The 19,229-nt window shown below is 36.8% G+C and carries 18 protein-coding genes and 1 riboswitch; of the genes, 9 read left to right on the top strand and 9 right to left on the bottom strand.

What is annotated here, in order from left to right:
• Positions 1 to 33: 33 nt before the first annotated feature.
• The 3 genes from ABN236_RS09440 to pabB form a co-directional block, all read right to left on the bottom strand.
• Positions 34 to 1,395 (bottom strand): L-serine ammonia-lyase, encoded by a 1,362-nt coding sequence (locus tag ABN236_RS09440; RefSeq protein WP_088495262.1) that lies wholly within the window; start codon positions 1,393 to 1,395, stop codon positions 34 to 36.
• 184 nt (positions 1,396 to 1,579) lie between these two features.
• Positions 1,580 to 2,143, bottom strand: coding sequence for a CoA pyrophosphatase (locus ABN236_RS09435; protein ID WP_023581869.1), 564 nt, complete (start codon positions 2,141 to 2,143; stop codon positions 1,580 to 1,582).
• The gene (gene pabB, locus ABN236_RS09430; RefSeq protein WP_349473878.1) at positions 2,130 to 3,515 is read right to left on the bottom strand and encodes an aminodeoxychorismate synthase component 1; all 1,386 of its coding nucleotides are present in this window, start codon (positions 3,513 to 3,515) and stop codon (positions 2,130 to 2,132) included. The genes ABN236_RS09435 and pabB overlap by 14 nt, the downstream gene beginning before the upstream one ends.
• Positions 3,516 to 3,627: 112 nt before the next feature.
• Here pabB and ABN236_RS09425 point away from each other — a divergent pair, with 112 nt between their 5' ends.
• On the top strand, positions 3,628 to 3,810 hold the full coding sequence (locus ABN236_RS09425) for a YoaH family protein (RefSeq protein WP_069367593.1): 183 nt from the start codon (positions 3,628 to 3,630) through the stop codon (positions 3,808 to 3,810).
• 96 nt (positions 3,811 to 3,906) lie between these two features.
• On the top strand, positions 3,907 to 4,296 hold the full coding sequence (gene yebF, locus ABN236_RS09420) for a protein YebF (RefSeq protein ID WP_088495264.1): 390 nt from the start codon (positions 3,907 to 3,909) through the stop codon (positions 4,294 to 4,296).
• A gap of 109 nt (positions 4,297 to 4,405) precedes the next feature.
• On the opposite strand, the gene ABN236_RS09415 is transcribed toward yebF, so the two are convergent.
• Entirely contained in the window at positions 4,406 to 4,639 is a 234-nt protein-coding gene (locus tag ABN236_RS09415; protein ID WP_088495265.1) for a DNA polymerase III subunit theta, read from the bottom strand.
• 1,343 nt (positions 4,640 to 5,982) lie between these two features.
• Here ABN236_RS09415 and ABN236_RS09410 point away from each other — a divergent pair.
• Together ABN236_RS09410 and ABN236_RS09405 are read left to right on the top strand one after the other, a co-directional pair.
• Positions 5,983 to 7,455 carry an alanine/glycine:cation symporter family protein gene (locus ABN236_RS09410; RefSeq protein ID WP_349473877.1) on the top strand — a complete coding sequence of 491 codons (1,473 nt, stop codon included), beginning with the start codon at positions 5,983 to 5,985 and terminating at the stop codon, positions 7,453 to 7,455.
• A gap of 99 nt (positions 7,456 to 7,554) precedes the next feature.
• A complete protein-coding gene (locus ABN236_RS09405) occupies positions 7,555 to 8,394 on the top strand; it encodes an N-acetylmuramoyl-L-alanine amidase (protein ID WP_349473876.1) in 840 nt (279 codons plus the stop codon).
• 113 nt (positions 8,395 to 8,507) lie between these two features.
• Here the strand turns inward: ABN236_RS09405 and brnQ are convergent, their stop codons facing one another.
• From brnQ to ABN236_RS09390, 3 genes are all read right to left on the bottom strand, one after another.
• A complete protein-coding gene (gene brnQ, locus ABN236_RS09400) occupies positions 8,508 to 9,854 on the bottom strand; it encodes a branched-chain amino acid transport system II carrier protein (RefSeq protein WP_088495268.1) in 1,347 nt (448 codons plus the stop codon).
• 302 nt (positions 9,855 to 10,156) lie between these two features.
• Complete coding sequence (yidA, locus tag ABN236_RS09395; protein ID WP_349473875.1) at positions 10,157 to 10,963, bottom strand: sugar-phosphatase; 807 nt, start codon at positions 10,961 to 10,963, stop codon at positions 10,157 to 10,159.
• Between the two features lie 127 nt (positions 10,964 to 11,090).
• Entirely contained in the window at positions 11,091 to 11,477 is a 387-nt protein-coding gene (locus ABN236_RS09390; RefSeq protein ID WP_006533085.1) for a helix-turn-helix domain-containing protein, read from the bottom strand.
• A 360-nt stretch (positions 11,478 to 11,837) separates the two neighbouring features.
• On the opposite strand from ABN236_RS09390, the gene mgrB reads away from it, so the two are divergent.
• Together mgrB and ABN236_RS09380 are read left to right on the top strand one after the other, a co-directional pair.
• Complete coding sequence (gene mgrB / locus ABN236_RS09385) at positions 11,838 to 11,993, top strand: PhoP/PhoQ regulatory lipoprotein MgrB (protein ID WP_226892284.1); 156 nt, start codon at positions 11,838 to 11,840, stop codon at positions 11,991 to 11,993.
• Between the two features lie 149 nt (positions 11,994 to 12,142).
• Positions 12,143 to 13,525 (top strand): amino acid permease, encoded by a 1,383-nt coding sequence (locus tag ABN236_RS09380; RefSeq protein ID WP_161711426.1) that lies wholly within the window; start codon positions 12,143 to 12,145, stop codon positions 13,523 to 13,525.
• Positions 13,526 to 13,642: 117 nt separating this feature from the next.
• Here ABN236_RS09380 and pagP read toward each other — a convergent pair whose 3' ends face one another.
• A complete protein-coding gene (gene pagP / locus ABN236_RS09375; RefSeq protein ID WP_349473874.1) occupies positions 13,643 to 14,278 on the bottom strand; it encodes a lipid IV(A) palmitoyltransferase PagP in 636 nt (211 codons plus the stop codon).
• Positions 14,279 to 14,898: 620 nt separating this feature from the next.
• On the bottom strand, positions 14,899 to 15,498 hold the full coding sequence (locus tag ABN236_RS09370; RefSeq protein ID WP_349473873.1) for a hypothetical protein: 600 nt from the start codon (positions 15,496 to 15,498) through the stop codon (positions 14,899 to 14,901).
• 164 nt (positions 15,499 to 15,662) lie between these two features.
• Positions 15,663 to 15,751, top strand: a riboswitch (TPP riboswitch).
• A 51-nt stretch (positions 15,752 to 15,802) separates the two neighbouring features.
• On the opposite strand from ABN236_RS09370, the gene thiD reads away from it, so the two are divergent.
• The 3 genes from thiD (at position 15,803) to ABN236_RS09355 (ending at position 19,225) form a co-directional block, all read left to right on the top strand.
• Positions 15,803 to 16,600 (top strand): bifunctional hydroxymethylpyrimidine kinase/phosphomethylpyrimidine kinase, encoded by a 798-nt coding sequence (gene thiD, locus ABN236_RS09365; protein WP_349473872.1) that lies wholly within the window; start codon positions 15,803 to 15,805, stop codon positions 16,598 to 16,600.
• 157 nt (positions 16,601 to 16,757) lie between these two features.
• Complete coding sequence (locus ABN236_RS09360; RefSeq protein ID WP_349473871.1) at positions 16,758 to 18,596, top strand: AAA family ATPase; 1,839 nt, start codon at positions 16,758 to 16,760, stop codon at positions 18,594 to 18,596.
• Complete coding sequence (locus ABN236_RS09355; protein ID WP_349473870.1) at positions 18,596 to 19,225, top strand: 4Fe-4S single cluster domain-containing protein; 630 nt, start codon at positions 18,596 to 18,598, stop codon at positions 19,223 to 19,225. The genes ABN236_RS09360 and ABN236_RS09355 overlap by 1 nt, the downstream gene beginning before the upstream one ends.
• Positions 19,226 to 19,229 lie beyond the last annotated feature (4 nt).

The raw sequence follows: 19,229 nt of genomic DNA, 5'->3' as shown, positions 1-19,229 counted from the left end.
AAGATGAATGGCTTTTCGTCTAAATAGTGCTAGTTAGTCACACTGTACTTTGATCGCAAGACCACCGCGTGATGTTTCACGGTATTTAGCATTCATGTCTTTACCTGTTTCATACATGGTTTCAATGACTTTATCGAGAGAAACACGAGGTTCACTGGTACGACGGATTGCCATACGTGCGGCATTAACAGCTTTAACTGAAGCAATAGCATTACGTTCAATACAAGGAACTTGAACTTGACCTGCAACTGGGTCACAAGTTAAACCAAGGTTGTGCTCCATACCGATTTCAGCAGCAATACAGACTTGCTCAGGGCTTCCACCTAATAATTCAGCAAGACCTGCAGCCGCCATTGAACAAGCTACGCCTACTTCGCCTTGGCAACCTACTTCAGCGCCTGAAATAGAAGCATTCATTTTGTAAAGAATACCAATTGCGCCAGATGCTAAGAAATAACGTAAGTAGGTTTCTGGTGTAACGGGTTCGATGCAACGATCGTAGTAAGCCAATACTGCAGGAACGATACCACATGCACCATTTGTTGGTGCTGTGACAACGCGTCCACCTGCTGCGTTTTCTTCATTAACTGCCAGTGCAAACATATTGATCAGATCAACAACTTTCATTGGATCGTTTGACAGGCTGTTGCTTGATGTTAATAAGCGATTTAATGCAGCTGCACGACGAGGTACACGCAATGGTCCCGGTAATACGCCTTCTGTATTTAAACCGTGTTCAATACACTCTTGCATTGTTTTATAAACATCAGCGAAATAAGCATTAATTTCTGCTTGAGTATGCAGATCTAGCTCATTTTTCATCATTAAACTAGAAATGGATAAACCCGTTTCTTTACAGTGCTTTAATAACTCTTCTGCACTTGCATAAGGGTATGAAACTGGCTTGCTATTTAATGTTGATTTACCGAAATTTTCTTCATCAACGATAAAACCACCACCAATAGAGTAGTAGGTTTTTCTATAGACTTCTTTGTCGCCTGCAAAAGCATGGATTGTCATACCGTTTTCATGTAATGACAGGTTGTCATTGCTGAAATGCATACTTTCTGCTGGGAAATCGACCACTTTTAGGCCGTTTGCTAATGATAGCTTGCCAGTTTCTTCAACTTCACGAATAAAACCGGGAATGCTGTCAATATCGACAGTAGCTGGTGCGTTACCTGCTAACCCCATAATAATTGCGATATCAGTATGGTGACCTTTGCCTGTCAAAGACAAGGAGCCGTAAACATCAACAGCTACGCGAGTGACAGACGCAATCAGTTCCTGGCTGACTAAATCATCGACAAATTCTTTACCCGCTTTCATTGGCCCTACGGTGTGAGAGCTAGATGGTCCGATGCCCACTTTAAACATGTCGAAAACGCTAATCACGTCAGACTCCTTAATAATAAGAGAGAGGGTTAAAAAGAATAAAATATAGTTATTTATAGTAAAGGGATCGTTTTTACGATTATATCGTCCCGTTAATGATGTAGTTTACAACATTTTTTTAAAATAGCTAAGTAGAGTTGTGAAGGCGGTGATAAAAAGCACAGGCTGAATATAAAATAGCGTATTAAGTGATATGCAAAGCGAGTCTATGTAAAATAGCGGCGGTTAATCCCCAGACAAGATGTCCATTATAGGGATAAAAGTAGATACGATGATTTTCACCAGCACGATGAAAATCTAATGGTTGATAATGTTGGGCATTAAGTACATGGCTTAATGGCATTTCAAAGATAGAGGCGACTTCAGCAGGATTATGACGCAAAGGTAAGCCCGCAGGAATAACGCCCACAATCGGGGTGACTAAATATCCGCTAGAACTTTGTAAAGGGGCTAACTGACCAATAACGGATACGGCATTAGGTGGAATAGCCACTTCTTCATGTGCTTCCCTTAGTGCAGTTGCAATAAGGTTGCTATCTTCAGGATCACGTTTACCGCCGGGTAAAGCGACTTGTCCTGCATGAGAGCGTAACGTTGATGCTCGCTCAGTTAATAATAATGTTGGGTTAGGTTTATTGATAATCGGCAGCAAGACGGCCGCCGATTTTTGGGCATGAAGAGGCTGATTTACCTTGTCATCAGGTAATGTGAGTTGAAAACGATTGATAAAAGTATCAATGGGTGTCATCGACAGGAGACTCACTTAAAACAGTTAATATTTGCCCAAGTTTATCGAATGTTTCTTGGTACTCTTTTTCAGCAACGCTATCAGCAACAATACCACCACCAGCCCAGCAGTAAATTTTATTTTTTTCAGTCAATAAAGTGCGGATGCTGATATTGGTGTCCATTGTGCCACAAAAACTGATATAACCAATTGCACCACAGTATCCATGACGACGATGAGGTTCAAGTTCTTCAATGATTTCCATTGCTCTGATTTTTGGCGCTCCCGTAATAGAGCCACCGGGGAATGCTGCCCTTAATAAATCAGTCGCTGTTAAATGTGAAGGTAACTGCGCCGTGATCGTACTGACTAAATGATGTACCGCAGGGAAACGCTCAACAACAAATAATTCAGGTACTTTTACTGAGCCTGTTACTGCAACTTTGCCAATATCATTACGCATTAAATCAACAATCATTAAGTTTTCAGCGCGATCTTTACGAGAGTTTGCTAATAACTGTGCTTGTTCATCATCTTCTTCTGGCAATGCTTTACGAGGCAGAGTTCCCTTTATTGGGCGTGTTTCTATTTTATTATCAGCTAAATGAATAAAGCGCTCAGGTGAAACACTAATCACAAAATTGTTGGGTAAACACATAAAAGAAGAGAATGGTGCTTTATTTGCTTGATTCAGTGTCAAGAATGCATTCCATTCACTACCAGTATAATTTGCACAAAAACGTTGAGCTAAATTAACTTGATAGCAGTCACCCGAAAGTAAATATTGGTGTATTTTAGCAATTTTCTCGTTATATTCATCACTACTAATGTTTGATTGCCAATCAGTTGTTAACGTAAATGCGGTATCAATAGATGTGGATGTTTGTTTTTCTAACCACTGTAAGCGCTCATCAATATTGTGATAGCTAATTAAAGTGGCTTTTTTTAAATGGTGATCAACAATAAGTGCCCAATCATAAATACCAATTGCCATATCGGCGAAATTAAGTTCATTTTTCGCTATTTCAGGCAAAGTTTCAAAACGGCGGCCTAAGTCATAACTCCAAATACCTAAAGCGCCTCCCAAGAAAGGCAACGACTCATTATGCTCTGGGTGGAAATTGAATTGTTCTAACGCAGTTTGAATAAGTGTGAACGGATCTTTTTTAGAGCGTTTCACCGCACCATTTTTTTCTTTGATGGTTGTTGTTTGTTTGCGTGTTTCCAAAGTTATAGCCGGATCGGAGACAACAATATCAAAACGGTTATGAGGATGTTCGGCAAAGCCAGAATGAAGTAAACTAGACCAAGGCAATGACGCAATAGGAGAGAATACCCGAAGTGCTAGATCAGGGGTATAAGTTAATTCACGTTGTTGTAATTGCATATCCATCTTATGACCATATAAACAAAGTGTGTTGTATTATTCGCACAATAAATTGTAATCAAAAAGATTACATTCATGTAAATACAAAATAGACGTTAATAAAGATAAGAGTAACATTATGTTTCTAGGAATGCCTACATTAACACATGAAGAACAACAAAAAGCAGTAGAAAAAATTCAATCTCTTATGGCTGAGGGAATGAGTAGCGGAGAGGCAATTCAGTTAGTCGCTCAAGAATTAAGAGAGAAACATACAACCCGTGAATCTGTATCCATCGTATTTGATGATGAGAATGAATAAAACAATTTTTTAATAAATGTCACAATTGTGTTATTAACCATATGCTATGCTTATTGAAAACACATCCTGTTTTAAAAGATATTTTCGGGAGGTTATATGAAATTAAGCAAGTTAGTTGGTCAAACAGGGATACTTGGAGCAGGTCTTTTACTTGCTGTTTCTTTTGGAGTATCTGCAGAAAGTATCGAAAAGGTTAATGACGATATTGTGCGTTCCGCTCCCTTTGCGAGTTGCGTTAATTTAGATAACAATCAACTTGTTACACGAGTAAAGAATGATTATTTACAGAATCGTCTACCTCGCTGGCAAGATGATAAGAATGCGTTAGGGTCAAAACCTGTTGCTAGTATCAATGCGAATGAAGTTATCAAGATGAATAATAACTATCAGATGGTATTGAATGTAAGAGGTGCAAGAACAGACCTTCGTTACAATGTTCAAGTCAATTGTGATGACAATACGATTACTTATGTTTCTCCTAAATAATTGATAATTGATAGGTGATAGTGAGTTGTCGTTAATCTATTGAAAGAAAAAGAGATAAACCTTGGTTTATCTCTTTTTTTATCATTATTAAAGTCGTGCTGAGTGTTTGCTATTTTTTTACCGGAGGTTCATAAGGTAAACGAGAATAGTGTTGGCTTCTTGCACGATAAAATACTAGCCTTTCTTGAAAGAAGGCTTGAAAAGCTTGAGGTTGTTCTCTTAAAACAGCATCTGCTACAACGGGCATGTTATAGCGCTCTTTAAAAGCGACGCCTGAAGCAGCTAAACTTATATTTAGCTTATCTTTTTCTTCTTGTGTCAATTCTGAAAGGTTATAACCCATTATTTATCCCTCTGTAACGATATAAGTAAGGTAAAAGAGCATGCTTATTAATGCAAGCAAATAAAGATATTAGTCATTAATGTGCATTAAAAATGATGTACTTTATTTGGGTCGATTTTTAATCAAGGTGATTTAATATAACAATAAAATCTTATTCCTCTTTAATTGTTATACCACTTTGTGGGTAATTGAAATAAGGCGAATGATAAAAAAAATATTTTTAACCCTTATTAAATAGATTTTAAAATGGAGAAAAAAGCAGTTTACCTACGAAAAGAGTAAATAATATGAATGTTTAATTTGACTTAGATCAAAGAAAATAATGAAGGATTTTGCATTAAAAATAAGTAAATAATGTTAATTTATCAATTAAATATTTCATGTGTTTTCATTTTGTATTACTTGACAAGGGGTTATGGTAAGGTGCTGAAATATTAGGATAAAAAAATGCCCTGTTGGGGAAACAGGGCGAAAATTAATACAACACCAGGGAAAAACATAGTATAAATAAAATTAACCAAATGGTTAATAGGTAAACTTACGTGATTCTGCATTTTTTTATTAATATGAAATAAAGCGTTATTAAACTTTAATTAATGTTCAAAAAAGAAGAGAGTTATTAATGAATAGCAAGTGAATAAAAAAGAGAAGAGAAACTAATCAACAGTATTCTTAAAAATGTAAGATAACAAACCATGTTAGAATTAATACATTGGAGAAGCATGATAAAATAAGGATGCAAAGTTTGTTTTTTATCTTACCTTAATATCTTATTAATATTAAAGCATTTTATTAATGCGGCAATATAAAATATTTATTGTTAATTGTTGTAAAAATCTTTATTTCTTAAATGTTAAATATCAAAATGTTAAATTAGATATTAAAAAAACACTTTAATTAATCACTTTAATAGTTCATTTAAATCTTATTTTAGATAAATAGAAAAGGTTATTAATTGATGTTTTTTTAATCTGTTTATTTTTTTCTAAAATGACTGATTAACTTAATGACTAAAGTATTTACTTTACTTTTTCGAGTTAATAAAATAAAGAAATAATTATTTATCCTAATGATATGTATGGTTTTTTTATTTTGCAATATTGTTTGTTTTAGTTAACGAGATAATTAAAATAAAATAATAACATGTAAAAAAATAAACAAAAAATATACATATCACACAATGTTGTGTTACATTTAGTTCGCTTTTCACACAGTAATCTTTGATATTACTTTAAGACGGATTCGATTCAGTAATTGACTCAATTACACGATATCTGCTTACTTTTTTATTTCAATAGCGATGTAAGGATAGGTTATATACGTTATTATATAAGGGGATTAATTTGACAGGGCTAATAAACTTTGCGAATAACATTTTATGGGGATATGTTCTTATCTACTTACTTCTTGGAGTAGGTATTTACTTTACTATCCGTACTGGATTTATACAAATCCGACATTTTAGTCATATGTTCTCTATTTTAAAAAATAGCCACAAGTCAGATAAATCAGGGATCTCTTCCTTTCAGGCATTATGCACCAGTTTAGCTGCGCGCGTAGGTACTGGAAACTTGACGGGAGTCGCGATTGCTTTAACAGCGGGTGGCCCTGGCGCTATTTTTTGGATGTGGGTCGTTGCTTTAATAGGTATGGCGACATCATTAATAGAAAGTACGCTCGCGCAACTTTATAAAACAAAAGATGATGATGGCAATTACCGTGGTGGTCCTGCTTATTATATGACTAAAGGACTGAAAATGCGCTGGATGGGTGTTCTCTTCGCCATTTTCTTGATTATCGCCTTCGGTTTAGTTTTTAATGCTGTTCAAGCAAATTCTATTGCTCAAGCCACAGCTTCTGCCTTTAATTTTGATCCACTCTATGTGGGGTTCTTTTTAGTACTAACCAGCGGATTTATTATCTTTGGTGGCTTGCGTTGGATTGCACGAGTTGCTGAGTTAGTTGTTCCTATTATGGCAACGGCTTATTTATTATTAGCATTTTGGGTTGTTGCAGATCATATTGAGCGCTTACCTGAAGTTTTCATTTTAATTTTTAAAAGTGCTTTTGGATTACAAGAAGCTGCCGCAGGTGCAATTGCTTACGGTATTAGCCAAGCGATGACACAAGGTATTCAGCGCGGTCTATTTTCTAATGAAGCAGGTATGGGATCGGCACCTAATGCTGCGGCATCAGCTACACCTTATCCACCACATCCAGCATCTCAAGGCTATATTCAAATGCTAGGTGTTTTTATGGATACCTTAGTTATTTGTAGTGCTACTGCGGTGATCATTTTATCATCAGGCGTACTCGATAGTTATCCTGAAGGCATTAACGGGATTCAATTAACACAATTGGCATTGTCATCGAGTGTAGGAGGTTGGGGAAGTACCTTTATTGCGATTGCCATTTTCTTCTTCGCTTTTACCTCTATTATTGCTAATTATGCTTATGCTGAAAGTAATATGATTTTCCTTGGGCGCAATCACACAACAGGGCTGTTTCTTTTACGTTCAGCGGCTTTAGCAATGGTGATGTTTGGCGCTTTAGCGGATATGCCTCTTGTTTGGAAAATGGCCGATCTCTCAATGGGATTAATGGCAATGACTAATTTAATCGCAATCATCTTGCTTTCTGGTGTCGCCTTAAAATTAGTTAAAGATTATAACCAGCAACGACAAGCCGGTTTACTGCCTACATTTGATATTCGCCAATATCCAGAGTTGCAAGATGATATTGAAGAAGGAATTTGGGATGAGAATATTATTCCTGATGAGCCTTTAGTTCGATGTGAAAAAGTGGGCAATAACTAAAGCAATAATAAAAAAGCGTCAAAACACAAAACCCATATTCTTTAATATGGGTTTTTTTATTACAATTTAGCTTTGGGAATATTAAATCAAGGATCAGAAATGAGATCTAGTCGGTATTACATAGGATTACTTATTGCAATAAGCCTCTTAACCAGTTGTGCCAAGCAACCAGAATTTATTGATAGAGGTGAATATATAGTTAAAGTTATTCCTAATAAGCAGGAAGCTAATGACTGTGTAAAATATTTAGTGATGCACTATACCGCGCTAGATGATGAACGCTCACTTAAGGTTCTTACTGGGGGACGAGTTAGCAGCCATTATTTGATCCCCACACATCCTTCATCTATTGACGGAAAACCAGTGATCACTTCATTAGTGGATGAAAGACAAATCGCATGGCATGCAGGCATTAGTCAGTGGGGAGATGCAACTAGCCTAAATAATTGCTCTATTGGCATTGAGATAGTCAATCTGGGTTACCGTGATAATGGTAAGTTTAGGTATTGGTATTCTTATACCGCAGATCAAATCGTGACTATGTCAGTCGTGATGAAAGATATTATTGAACGTTATGATATCGAACCTCAAAACGTTTTAGGTCACAGCGATATCGCACCTCAAAGAAAAGTTGATCCGGGACCTTTATTCCCTTGGGAAAGATTAGCAAATCAAGGAATAGGTGCTTGGGCTGATAAGGAATTAGTGCAAACTTATTTAGCGGGTAGAGATCCTTCAGAGCCGGTTGATGTGGCAAATTTCCAAAAGTTATTACAGCAATATGGTTATCAAACACCAACAAATGGTGTGTTAGATAATAAAGCACTAAAAGTGGTAAAAGCTTTCCAAATGCATTTTAGATCAACGAAAGCCAATGGCATCCCTGATGCTCAATCAGAAGCGATTTTAAGGGCATTGATTGAGAAATACCGAACTTAATTAAAATATCCTGTGATAAGTAGACAATAAAAAAGCGTCTCCAATATAAAATTTGGCAGACGCTTTTTTTATCAACTTACAATCAGTATTACAAATTAGGTGTTATATGCTGATTATTTTGCTGTATTTCCTACTGGAAGGTTTTCTTCTTTAAGGTTTAAGCTAACAACCAGCGAAATTACGAATGCAATCACACCTGGTAATACCCAACCTAAACCATAATCAGAAAGCGGGATATAGCTAAATAATTGTAGTAAATCAGCATTTAACCATTTCAATTGTTTCAATGTATCGAAAAGACTCATTAAGACAATGATTGCAATGGTAAAGCGATAGGTAAAGCGGGGTGCTTTTAATTTATTACGAATAAATTGTAGTAATACTAATGTGACTGATGTTGGATAAATCATTAATAATGCAGGAATAGTCACTCGTAATAATGTATCAAGACCAAAAGTTGATACGACTGTGGTCATTAATGTAAATACCACAACCCAGAAACGATAACCTAAGCGATGATGGAATGTCGCAAAGTAGTCTGCAGCGGCACTTGTTACACCCACAAGTGTTGTCATACTGGCTAATAAAACAATACCACCCATCAGCCAAGTACCCACAGAGCCAAATAATGCATCAACATAACGTGAGAAAATTTGACCACCGTTAGTGGCATTAAGAGCAGGATCAGCAAAGACAGAAACAGAGTGGCTTGTCGCACCTAAGTAGAAAAGGCACAGATAAAGCGCGGCTAACAGTAAAACTGAAATCATGCCGGCTTTTACGGTAATAAAACCGATCTGGCGCGGTTCAGTAATACCTTTGGTATATAAAGCACGAGCCACGATACCACCAAACGCCATAGCAGAAAGGACATCCATGGTTTGGTAGCCATCAATAAAGCCAGAGAAGAAACCATTAACAGCATAAAGACCTGTTGGCTCACCAATTGGGGAAATCGGTTTAGCCACAACAGCAATACCTACAACCACCAGCAGGACTAACAGTGCCGGAGTCATAAACTTACCAATGGCGCTGATCATGGTGCCTTGTTTTAGCATGAAGAACATACTAGTGATATTGAAAATAAGTGCAAAAGTAAGGTGTGTTACCGTATTTTTCTCAATAAGCCCTAAAGGTAAGAAACCCATTTCATAAGCGGTATTGGTGACACGAGGCATTGCAAAAGTAGAGCCTACGATAAGATACAGTGCTACCCAGAAAATAACGGCAACCCATGAAGGCAAATCAACAGAAAGACGCTCACCACGCCCGCGAATTGCAACAATAACTAAGGTTAGGAAAGGGAGTAAGACACCAGTAACAAGGAAACCTAAAGATGTACTAAACCAGAGGTTTCCTGATTGAAAACCCGCCATAGGGGGGAAAATAATATTGCCAGCGCCAAGGAATAGTGCAAAAACCATCATTCCAAGAACGAGCATATCTTTTGTAGAAAGCATAACTTAAACTACCTGTCTGTGAAGAAAATATATAAATGATTTATATTTGTTATTCTACATCTAGCTTAATTAACAGCTTAATATGTTGTGAAAATGCAGTTTGAATAACGAAAAGTGAATTGATAGTAACAAATTCTGAAGGATATGTAAGAAGAAAGGCAGATTTAACGCTCATTTAACAGCAATTATAGAATAATAAAAGGCTGTGTTTTTGGTCGAAAAGCAGTGTGATCCTCTGCTAAGGATCACAATTGCTATATAATTTTGTAGACATTCACGATAAAACACAAAAAAGATCGTGTTTAAATAAATTTATTGATAGCGGCTGCAACACCGTGCTCTTCATTAGAAAGTGTGACGAATTTGGCGACTTTCTTCACTTCTTCAGGGGCATTTCCCATCGCAACACCTAAACCAGCATATTTTAGCATTGCTAAATCATTACCTTGATCACCAATACACATGATTTTTTCTGGTGTAATTTTTAAATATTCAGCCACTTTTTGAACCGCACTCCCTTTATTAACATTGGTGTTCAACACTTCAATAAAATAAGGGGCACTACGTAATATGCTATATTGCTCATAAATATTAGTAGGAAGATATTGAATGGCATTATCTAAAACAGCAGGTGCATCAACAATCATAAACTTACTAAAATACATATCCGTTTGCATTTCATTCAGTGGACGATAATAAAGCGGTGTCCAAGATAAAAAGGCTTCTTGGCAGGTGAAATGGCTAATATGACTATTGGTGGTATAAATCTTATTGTCACTAATAACGTGAAAATGGACGCCTATTTCACGAGCAAGGCTTTCAAAATAGAGGTAATCCTCGAAATTGAGCAGATCTTGAATAATAACCTCACCGTTATCTGCTTGATGGATTTGGCTACCATTATTGCTGATACAGTAACAATCAGAGGTATCAAGACCAAGTGTTTTTAAATAAGGAGAGATGCCATTAAAGGAGCGTCCTGAAGCTAATACAATCTTAACTCCCGCCTCTTTTGCTCGCTGAACTGCTTGTTTTACTTCAGGCGTAATTTCGTGTTGTTTGTTGAGCAAGGTTCCATCTAAATCAATAGCGATAAGCTTAATACTCATTAGCATCCCCATATTAAATAAAAGCAATCATGATAAAGGAAGGGCGAAGCGGTCTATCATCACATAGCTTGAGTATTATTTATGTGACATTAAAGGCTATCTGCATAATGCCACATAAATGGAAGGGTTAATCACAACAAGGTGATTGTAAATGTAAAGGCTGTTTGGTTTCTAAAACGATCTCTTGATTTTGCCGAAAATCGAAAGGCGTGATGCCATACTCTTTACGGAACATATAAGTAAAGTGAGATTGTGAACCAAAGCCGAAATCAAGGGCGATATCGAAGATAGAGCGCTCACTGGTACGTAATAAATGAATAGCGCCAGCTAATCTACGCTGACGGATATACTTTCCTAAAGAGGTGCCTGTGACTTCTTTAAAGATTTTCTGCATGTGCCAAAGAGAATACCCAGAATAAGCCGCCAACTCTTCAAGATGGATAACACGGCCTAAATGCTCCTCAATCCATTTACTTAGCGCGCAAACCAATGCGAGATGATTATCTTGTGGCATTACAGTTCCATTCTATCAATGAAGTTAAGGTAAAAATCAAAATTAACTCCCTAATCTTATACAAAAAATGGCAGACAGAGAAATCCATATTAATGGATAGCTATCTCTAAATCGTTGGCAAAATGTGTAATTAAATAATATAAGGTCATTTTACATACAGTTTAGAGCGAAATAATGCAAATTATCTGAAGTCTGTCGAGGAAGCGTTTACCTTTCATAATGAAAGTTATGCTAAATTTACTCATAGAGATAATTGATTGCGGATTTTATAACAACAACTCCCTGTCTTGTTATCGTATTTAAGCGAATGCTTATAATGTGATAAGTCATACTAACAAAATGTATTTAAAGGATTTTAAATTGAACGCAAAGAAAATAATTATTAGCTTAATTATTGCATTAGCCATTACCTTTGGCCTCTATCTTGTGGCTTTAGATAATTTTTGCGATCGTGGAGAGGATTTCCAACAAGGTCTTTGTCGCTTTACCACATTATTCCCCTCTAAACATCACTAAAAGATAGCTTTTCTTATTATTTTTCGCCTAGCATAAAATGTATTTGTTATTCAAGTCAGAATAGTGTTTTAATGGTGGCTTGAAATAAACAAAATCGTAAATATTAGTTTACACGTTAAGTTGATAAAATAATAAAGAGAAGAGGATGTATGGCGAGAGAGTCGCAACAGACAGAACTTAAGCGCGGTCTGAAAAATCGACATATCCAGCTAATTGCGCTGGGTGGTGCTGTCGGCGCTGGTCTGTTTCTTGGTATAGCGCAAACAATTAATATGACAGGTCCATCAGTTATCTTAGGATATGCTATTGGTGGTTTTATTGCGTTTATGATCATGCGCCAATTAGGCGAAATGGTTGCCGAAGAGCCAGTTGCGGGTTCGTTTAGTCACTTTGCTAATAAATATTGGAGCCCATTTGCAGGCTTCTTATCTGGCTGGAACTACTGGGTGATGTTTATTCTTGTCGGCATGGCAGAATTAACCGCAGCAGGTAAATATATTAACTATTGGTTACCCGATATTCCTGTTTGGGTTTCTGTTGCTATCTTCTTTGTGGCAATCAACTTAATTAATCTGATTAACGTGAAAATGTATGGTGAAACAGAGTTCTGGTTTGCCATTATTAAAGTATTGGCGATTGTCGGGATGATTTTGTTTGGAAGCTACTTACTGGCGAGTGGTAATGGTGGCCCTCAAGCTTCTGTCAGTAATTTATGGGAGTTAGGCTTTTTCCCTCATGGTTTTACGGGCTTTATGTCTGCATTAGCCATTGTAATGTTCTCTTTTGGTGGACTTGAGCTGGTGGGGATCACCGCTGCTGAAGCTGAAAATCCAAAAGTCAGTATCCCGAAGGCGACTAACCAAGTTGTTTATCGTATTTTAATTTTCTATATCGGTTCGCTATTAGTGTTACTTTCACTTTATCCTTGGACTCAAGTTGTTAAAGGTGAAAGCCCATTCGTTCTGATTTTCCATAACTTGGATAATTTCCTAATCGCGAATATTTTAAATGCGGTGGTATTAACAGCGGCACTGTCTGTTTATAACAGTGGTGTTTATTCTAATAGTCGCATGCTTTATGGTTTGGCTAAACAGGGTAATGCACCGCATGCACTCTCTCGTATTAATAAACGTGGTGTGCCAGTCGTGTCGTTACTGTTATCTGCAATTGCGACTTCATTGGGTATTTTAGTTAACTACTTATTACCTGATCAGGCATTAGAGTTATTAATGGCATTGGTTGTAACCACGTTAGTGCTTAACTGGATTATGATCTGTTTGGCGAATTTAAAATTCAGAGCCGCAAAAAACAAAGAGGGTGTAGAGCCTTTCTTTAAAGCACTTTGGTATCCATATGGTAACTATATCTGCCTTGCTTTCTTATGCATGATTTTAGTGATTATTTTATTTATGCCACAAGTGAATATTTCGGTGATTTTAATGCCATTCTGGATTGCATTCTTATGGGTTGGATTTAAGATTTCCCGTATGAAGAAAGCACCTAATAGTACTCAAGCAAGCCAAGATATTTAAGTTATTACAGATTGATTGAGTCATTTTGCTGAATAAGAAAAACGCATCTAAATGATGCGTTTTTTTATGTTCTATTTTTATTGCTTACACTTATTCTGATAGACAAAAATAAGGAAACTACTGCCAACGTAACCAAGCAAATAACACGTTACCGTTGTTATAAGTTCCTGGTACATAGGTTGCTTGTAGTGAAAGATGCCCGTAGCCGACAGAAACTAACGGTAAAGGAAGTGGCATAGGAATATAGTTGTATTCATGGCGCGCTGTAATGCTTAGTGTAAATCCTGCCCCCATACGGAACCCGTCTTGATCGCCGGGATACCACATTTTCTCAAAACCATAGCCCATAATAGGTTGTACTCGGTTATTTGAGTCCATAAATGCCATCGCATAAAGAGAGTGCCAATCACCGTCATTGTCATAACGATATTTACCCATACCAAAACCCCAAGGTGTTTCGTTATAGCGATTAGTTTTTTCTCTATCGTAAGTAAAACGGTTATGCCAAGTCCATACTGGTAAATAGTAATTATATTGGTCGTTATCCCAAGTTTGATTGACATTACGCTTAAATTTTCCCCAGTAGCTCTCTTCATTATTAGATTGAGACGCATTACTGGTGACTTGTTGGTTTTCTGTCGTAATAATCTGATGGGTATTTGTATTATTTTCAGAAGCGAAAGCAGTTGTTGTTAACGCAAGCGAAAACAACGTGGTTGCTAATACGCTAGAGTGAAAATAGGATGATGACATAATATAACTCCGAGTACGGCATAAACAGTGATTCTGGTGATGACAAATAAACATTACTAATAGTGTTATTTAATCGACAAGTATTTAAGATAAGAGGTATCTGAAACTTTACTTCTTAAATAAAATCTTAAGGGATTAGAATCGGTTAAGAAGAAAACAAATAGATTTATTGTACTTATGAACGTAATTTTGTCTGATATTAAATGCTGTTATTCTTTATGATAATGTATTGTTTTTAATAAAAAATTAAGTTTTTATTAGATTTTAAATAAATAACTGATAAATAAGGCCTGTAAGATATAATTTAGGCTTAGTCATCTTCAACAGAAAAAATCCACAAAATATCTATTTTTATGACTTAATTGAAATATTGATATCAACTTGAGATAAATTTAATATCAATAACATCAACTTATCAAAAGAGATTAATTTCCAGCAGGATAATAGAGTAATGAATAAGAAGAGTTAAATAAAAAAAAGAAAAATTCTGTGTTGGTTTATAAATCGTTTAAGTGGTGAGCGTTTTATTTAGTAAGGTGTCGGTTTTTTGTGCAGATTGTCCTAAAGCAAAAACGTGCGAATAATGTTTATTCACATATTTTCAGGAAATATATTGTTTATTATTGAGATAATTTTTCTTGGCTAATGATAAGTAGCCGATGGGTATCGTGATCTTTACTCCAGTAACAATTTTCCCATTTTTCATAAAGTTCATCTAAACAGTTTATCGTAGTTAGTGAATGAATACCTTTTGTTCTATTTGAAAGAGATATAAAGTATTTTTTGCTAAAAGCCCATGAAATCATTATGTCCCAAAATCGTTTATTTATCCCTAGTTGGTCTTCTAAAGTGATCATAATGTGATAATCATTTAGGATGTGATGGACTATAGATCGTGGAAAATCATTATTTGCATCACGATGTTTAGGTATACGGGAACGCCAAACTTTTATTTGAGTACACGTTGTTTTTCCATAAACAATATCTTGCCGAAGTCTAAGTTCAACAAGGTAGGCTGTTTCACTTTCTTTATCTGCGGTGATAAGTCTGTATTGATCTTTACGTAATGATTTAACTAAACGGTATCCGATTGGAATTTCAAAATAATTTATTGAAATATCGTTAACTCCTTCATTTAAAAAGTGAATTGTATTTTCAACATTGGCGCTATTTATTCTTAATAATTTATCAAGATTTATATCGTGTTCTTTATAATTCATTGATTTTATTCTGTTATTTTATTTGATGATTTATCATATTCACTTCTTCTGACAATTAATATATCGATTATCGTTAAAACGGATAAAAATATACAAAGCGATCCTCGCTGGTTACTAGCATCTTTATCTTGAGCATGCGATACTCCTTATCGCCTGAATTTACAGGCTTTGGCTCGGGGCGCCTTATGGCTGAGATGAACCCGTATAACCTGATCTGGATAATGCCAGCGTAGGGAAGTCAAGGTAACTCTGCTGATTAACAGAGCCCGACTTTTCTGTAACTGGTGAAAGGAGGAGTTAATCAGTGAGATTCAATGCATTGTCTATCGCAGGCACCGATCCTAGTGGTGGTGCGGGTATTCAGGCTGATCTGAAAACATTTTCCGCACTGGGTGTCTATGGCACGACAGTAATGACAGCACTTGTTGCTCAAAATACCTGTGGTGTCCGTCGTGTTTATGATTTATCCCCCGATTTTGTTGCCGCTCAATTAGATGCTGTTTTGTCTGATGTTCGCATTGATAGTGCCAAAATTGGTATGCTCTCTAATGCCGCGATTATTGATGTGGTTTGCGACAAACTTCAGCAATATGCCATTCCTTTTGTTGTACTTGATACCGTAATGATTGCAAAAAGTGGTGATCCGCTATTACAGCCTGATGCCGTTAATAAAATGGTTAATCAGCTTTTGCCTTTGGTTGATTTGATCACACCTAATTTACCTGAAGCGGCAGCACTGCTAGGTTGTGAGGTCGCTAAAGATGAAATAACGATGAGACAACAAGGTTATGCATTACTAAAACAAGGATGCAAAGCGGTGTTGATGAAGGGGGGGCATTTAGCTGAAAATGAAAGCCCTGATTGGTTATTTACTCAAGATGGCGAGTGGCGATTTACTTCAAAACGCGTTAATACAAAAAATACCCACGGTACAGGATGTACTCTTTCAGCCGCTTTAGCGGCTATTCGTCCTCAAGTTTCTGATTGGCAAACTTGTGTTGAACAAGCAAAAGCCTATTTACAACAAGCGCTAGAACATGCCGATAGTTTAGAAGTTGGGCAAGGCTTCGGCCCTGTACATCATTTTCATCGCTGGTGGTAATGTGGCTTACAACAACACTTATTTTAAATAGAGTCTTTATGGCTCTATTTTCATTTTATGATCAAACTCTCTAGATAATTAACACTGTCCTCAATATAAACAGCCTGTATATTGAGGAACTAAGGTAAGATATATTTTATTTTCAATAAGGGATGATATGAATACTGCTTTTCAAAAACCACGCTGGTTACGTGATTTACTTCGCTTTATTCCATTGAAAAGCCAGTTTGTGTTATTTGGTAATGTGCGCGACTTACAAGCCAGTGAAGTTGCACCCAATATAATAACACCACTGCCTTTTAACCAGTCACTTTATAACAGTTTGTATGAAGTGGGCTACGTTCATATCATCACTTACACGCCGTTAGCTGGGTTTCAATGGGTTGCTAATCCTACGCAGTCTTTACAAGATGGCGCAATATTAATGCAACAATTAGGATTAACAGTTACGGGCGATCGCGCATCAGGTAATATCGACAGCTTAAATAGCGTATTAGAAAAATGGCAAACGATAACAGGTCAGCCGATTGCGTTATGTATCGATTTCGCCTCTTGCTTGCTTTCTCATCGTGATAATCTTACGCCTGCCGAACATAGCTTATTTACACGAGCATTAGTGACTTCTCATCAAGCTAAAGCAAGACCCGCCGGCGAACATAATCAACCTTTCTTTAATAGCGTTTTTTGGGTAGTGGAAAAAGAGACTGATTTACCGGATTGGTTTACCGTTAATAATCCTCGAATTCGCGCCATTCCTGTTGCAAAACCCGATAGCCAGATCCGCAGAGCGCTAGCACCTAATTTATTGGTGTCATTGGCAGGATTTTCATCGCTTATTGAGAGTGAAAAAGAGTCACTTCTTAATGATTTTATTGATGAAACAGAAGGGCTATTACTGCTGGATTTAGTCGCGATAGTGCAATTAGCGCGTATCGAAGAAGTGGAAATAACGCGAATTAGTGATGCGGTAAGACGTTACAAAGTCGGTATTACGGAAGATCCTTGGCAAAAAATCGATAAACAAAAAATTCGTAACGCACCACAAGTTATACAACGTCGTGTTAAAGGGCAACAACATGCTGTCACGCATTTATTAGATATTATTAAGCGTGCAATGACGGGTGTCGGTAGCAATAAAGGCGGAAGACCTCGGGGCGTGCTATTTTTAGCAGGACCAACGGGGGTGGGTAAAACTGAGTTAGCGAAAACGGTGACACAACTGCTGTTTGGTGATGAAAGTGCTTATATTCGTTTTGATATGTCTGAATTTAGTGCCGAACATGCAGATCAACGTTTAATTGGTGCGCCTCCAGGTTATGTCGGTTATGACTCTGGTGGTGAATTAACCAATGCTATTCGTGAAAAGCCTTTTAGTGTTGTGTTATTTGATGAAATAGAAAAAGCACATCCTCATTTAATGGATAAATTCCTACAAATTATTGATGATGGGGTATTAACCTCTGGGCGTGGTGATCGCGTCTATTTTTCTGAAGCTTTAATTATATTCACCTCAAACCTTGGAATTTATCGCGTTGATAATAATGGCGAAAGAGTGGCGAATGTTCTACCTCATGAACCGTTTGAAAATGTCAGCCGTAAAGTAAAAAGTGAAATAGAGCGTCATTTTAAATTAGTTTTAAATCGACCAGAATTATTAAACCGTATAGGTGAAAACATTATCGTTTTTGATTTTATTCGAGAAGATGTCGCAGAGCAGATATTTGAACAAATGGTCGCAAATATCTTATCTAGCCTTGATAAACAATCGCTTACATTGTCGATATCAGAGGCGGCTAAATCAACGTTAAAATCCTACTGTTTATCTGATTTATCAAATGGTGGCCGTGGTATTCGTAACCAATTAGAGGTTTATTTAATTAACCCGCTCTCAAGGGCTATTTTTGACAGTGATTTAGCAGTAGGAAAAGCCTATCAAATTGCGGATATTCAAATAGGTGAAATGACCAATATTATTTTGGTGCCACAGGCAAATTAATGCAGATCAGTTTATCTCGAATTCACTTTCCAGTGACAACATTAGGGCCAGGAAAACGAATTGGTATCTGGTTTCAAGGATGCTCTTTACGCTGTAAAGGCTGTTTATCACCAGATACATGGGAAAGCAAAGCCGAAAGCTCCTCAGTTGATGCACTTATTCAACAAATTCAACCTTGGTTTGCATTTGCTGATGGTATTACGATTTCGGGTGGTGAACCTTTTGAACAGCCAGAGGCGCTTTATGCGTTATTAATCGCGCTACGTCAGCAATTCACAGGGGATATTTTTATTTACAGTGGTTATCACTGGGATGAGATAGAACCTCAAGTCACTAAAATGTCAGGCTTAATTGATGCGTTGATGAGTGGTCGATATCAAGTGGAAACCACGCAAAGTTTGATGTTACGAGGCAGTGATAATCAGCAACTTCATTGCTTAACAGCGATGGGGTGTGCGCGTTTTAGTGCCTTTGATAGAAGCGTGACCGAAGAAGATAAAGTGCTTGATCTCTCAATGGATAGCCAAGGACGTATTTACCTTACAGGTATTCCTCAAAAGGGCGATATGGCTCGTTTGCGTGAAGTATTAGCACAACAAGATATTCAGTTAAAACAGATAAAAAGATAAGAGA

Source organism: Proteus sp. fly-1013, from assembly GCF_040140245.1.
GTDB lineage: Bacteria > Pseudomonadota > Gammaproteobacteria > Enterobacterales > Enterobacteriaceae > Proteus > Proteus mirabilis_B.
Note: the sequence above shows the minus strand (reverse complement) of the source record. Positions and strands in the feature narration are given on the sequence as shown.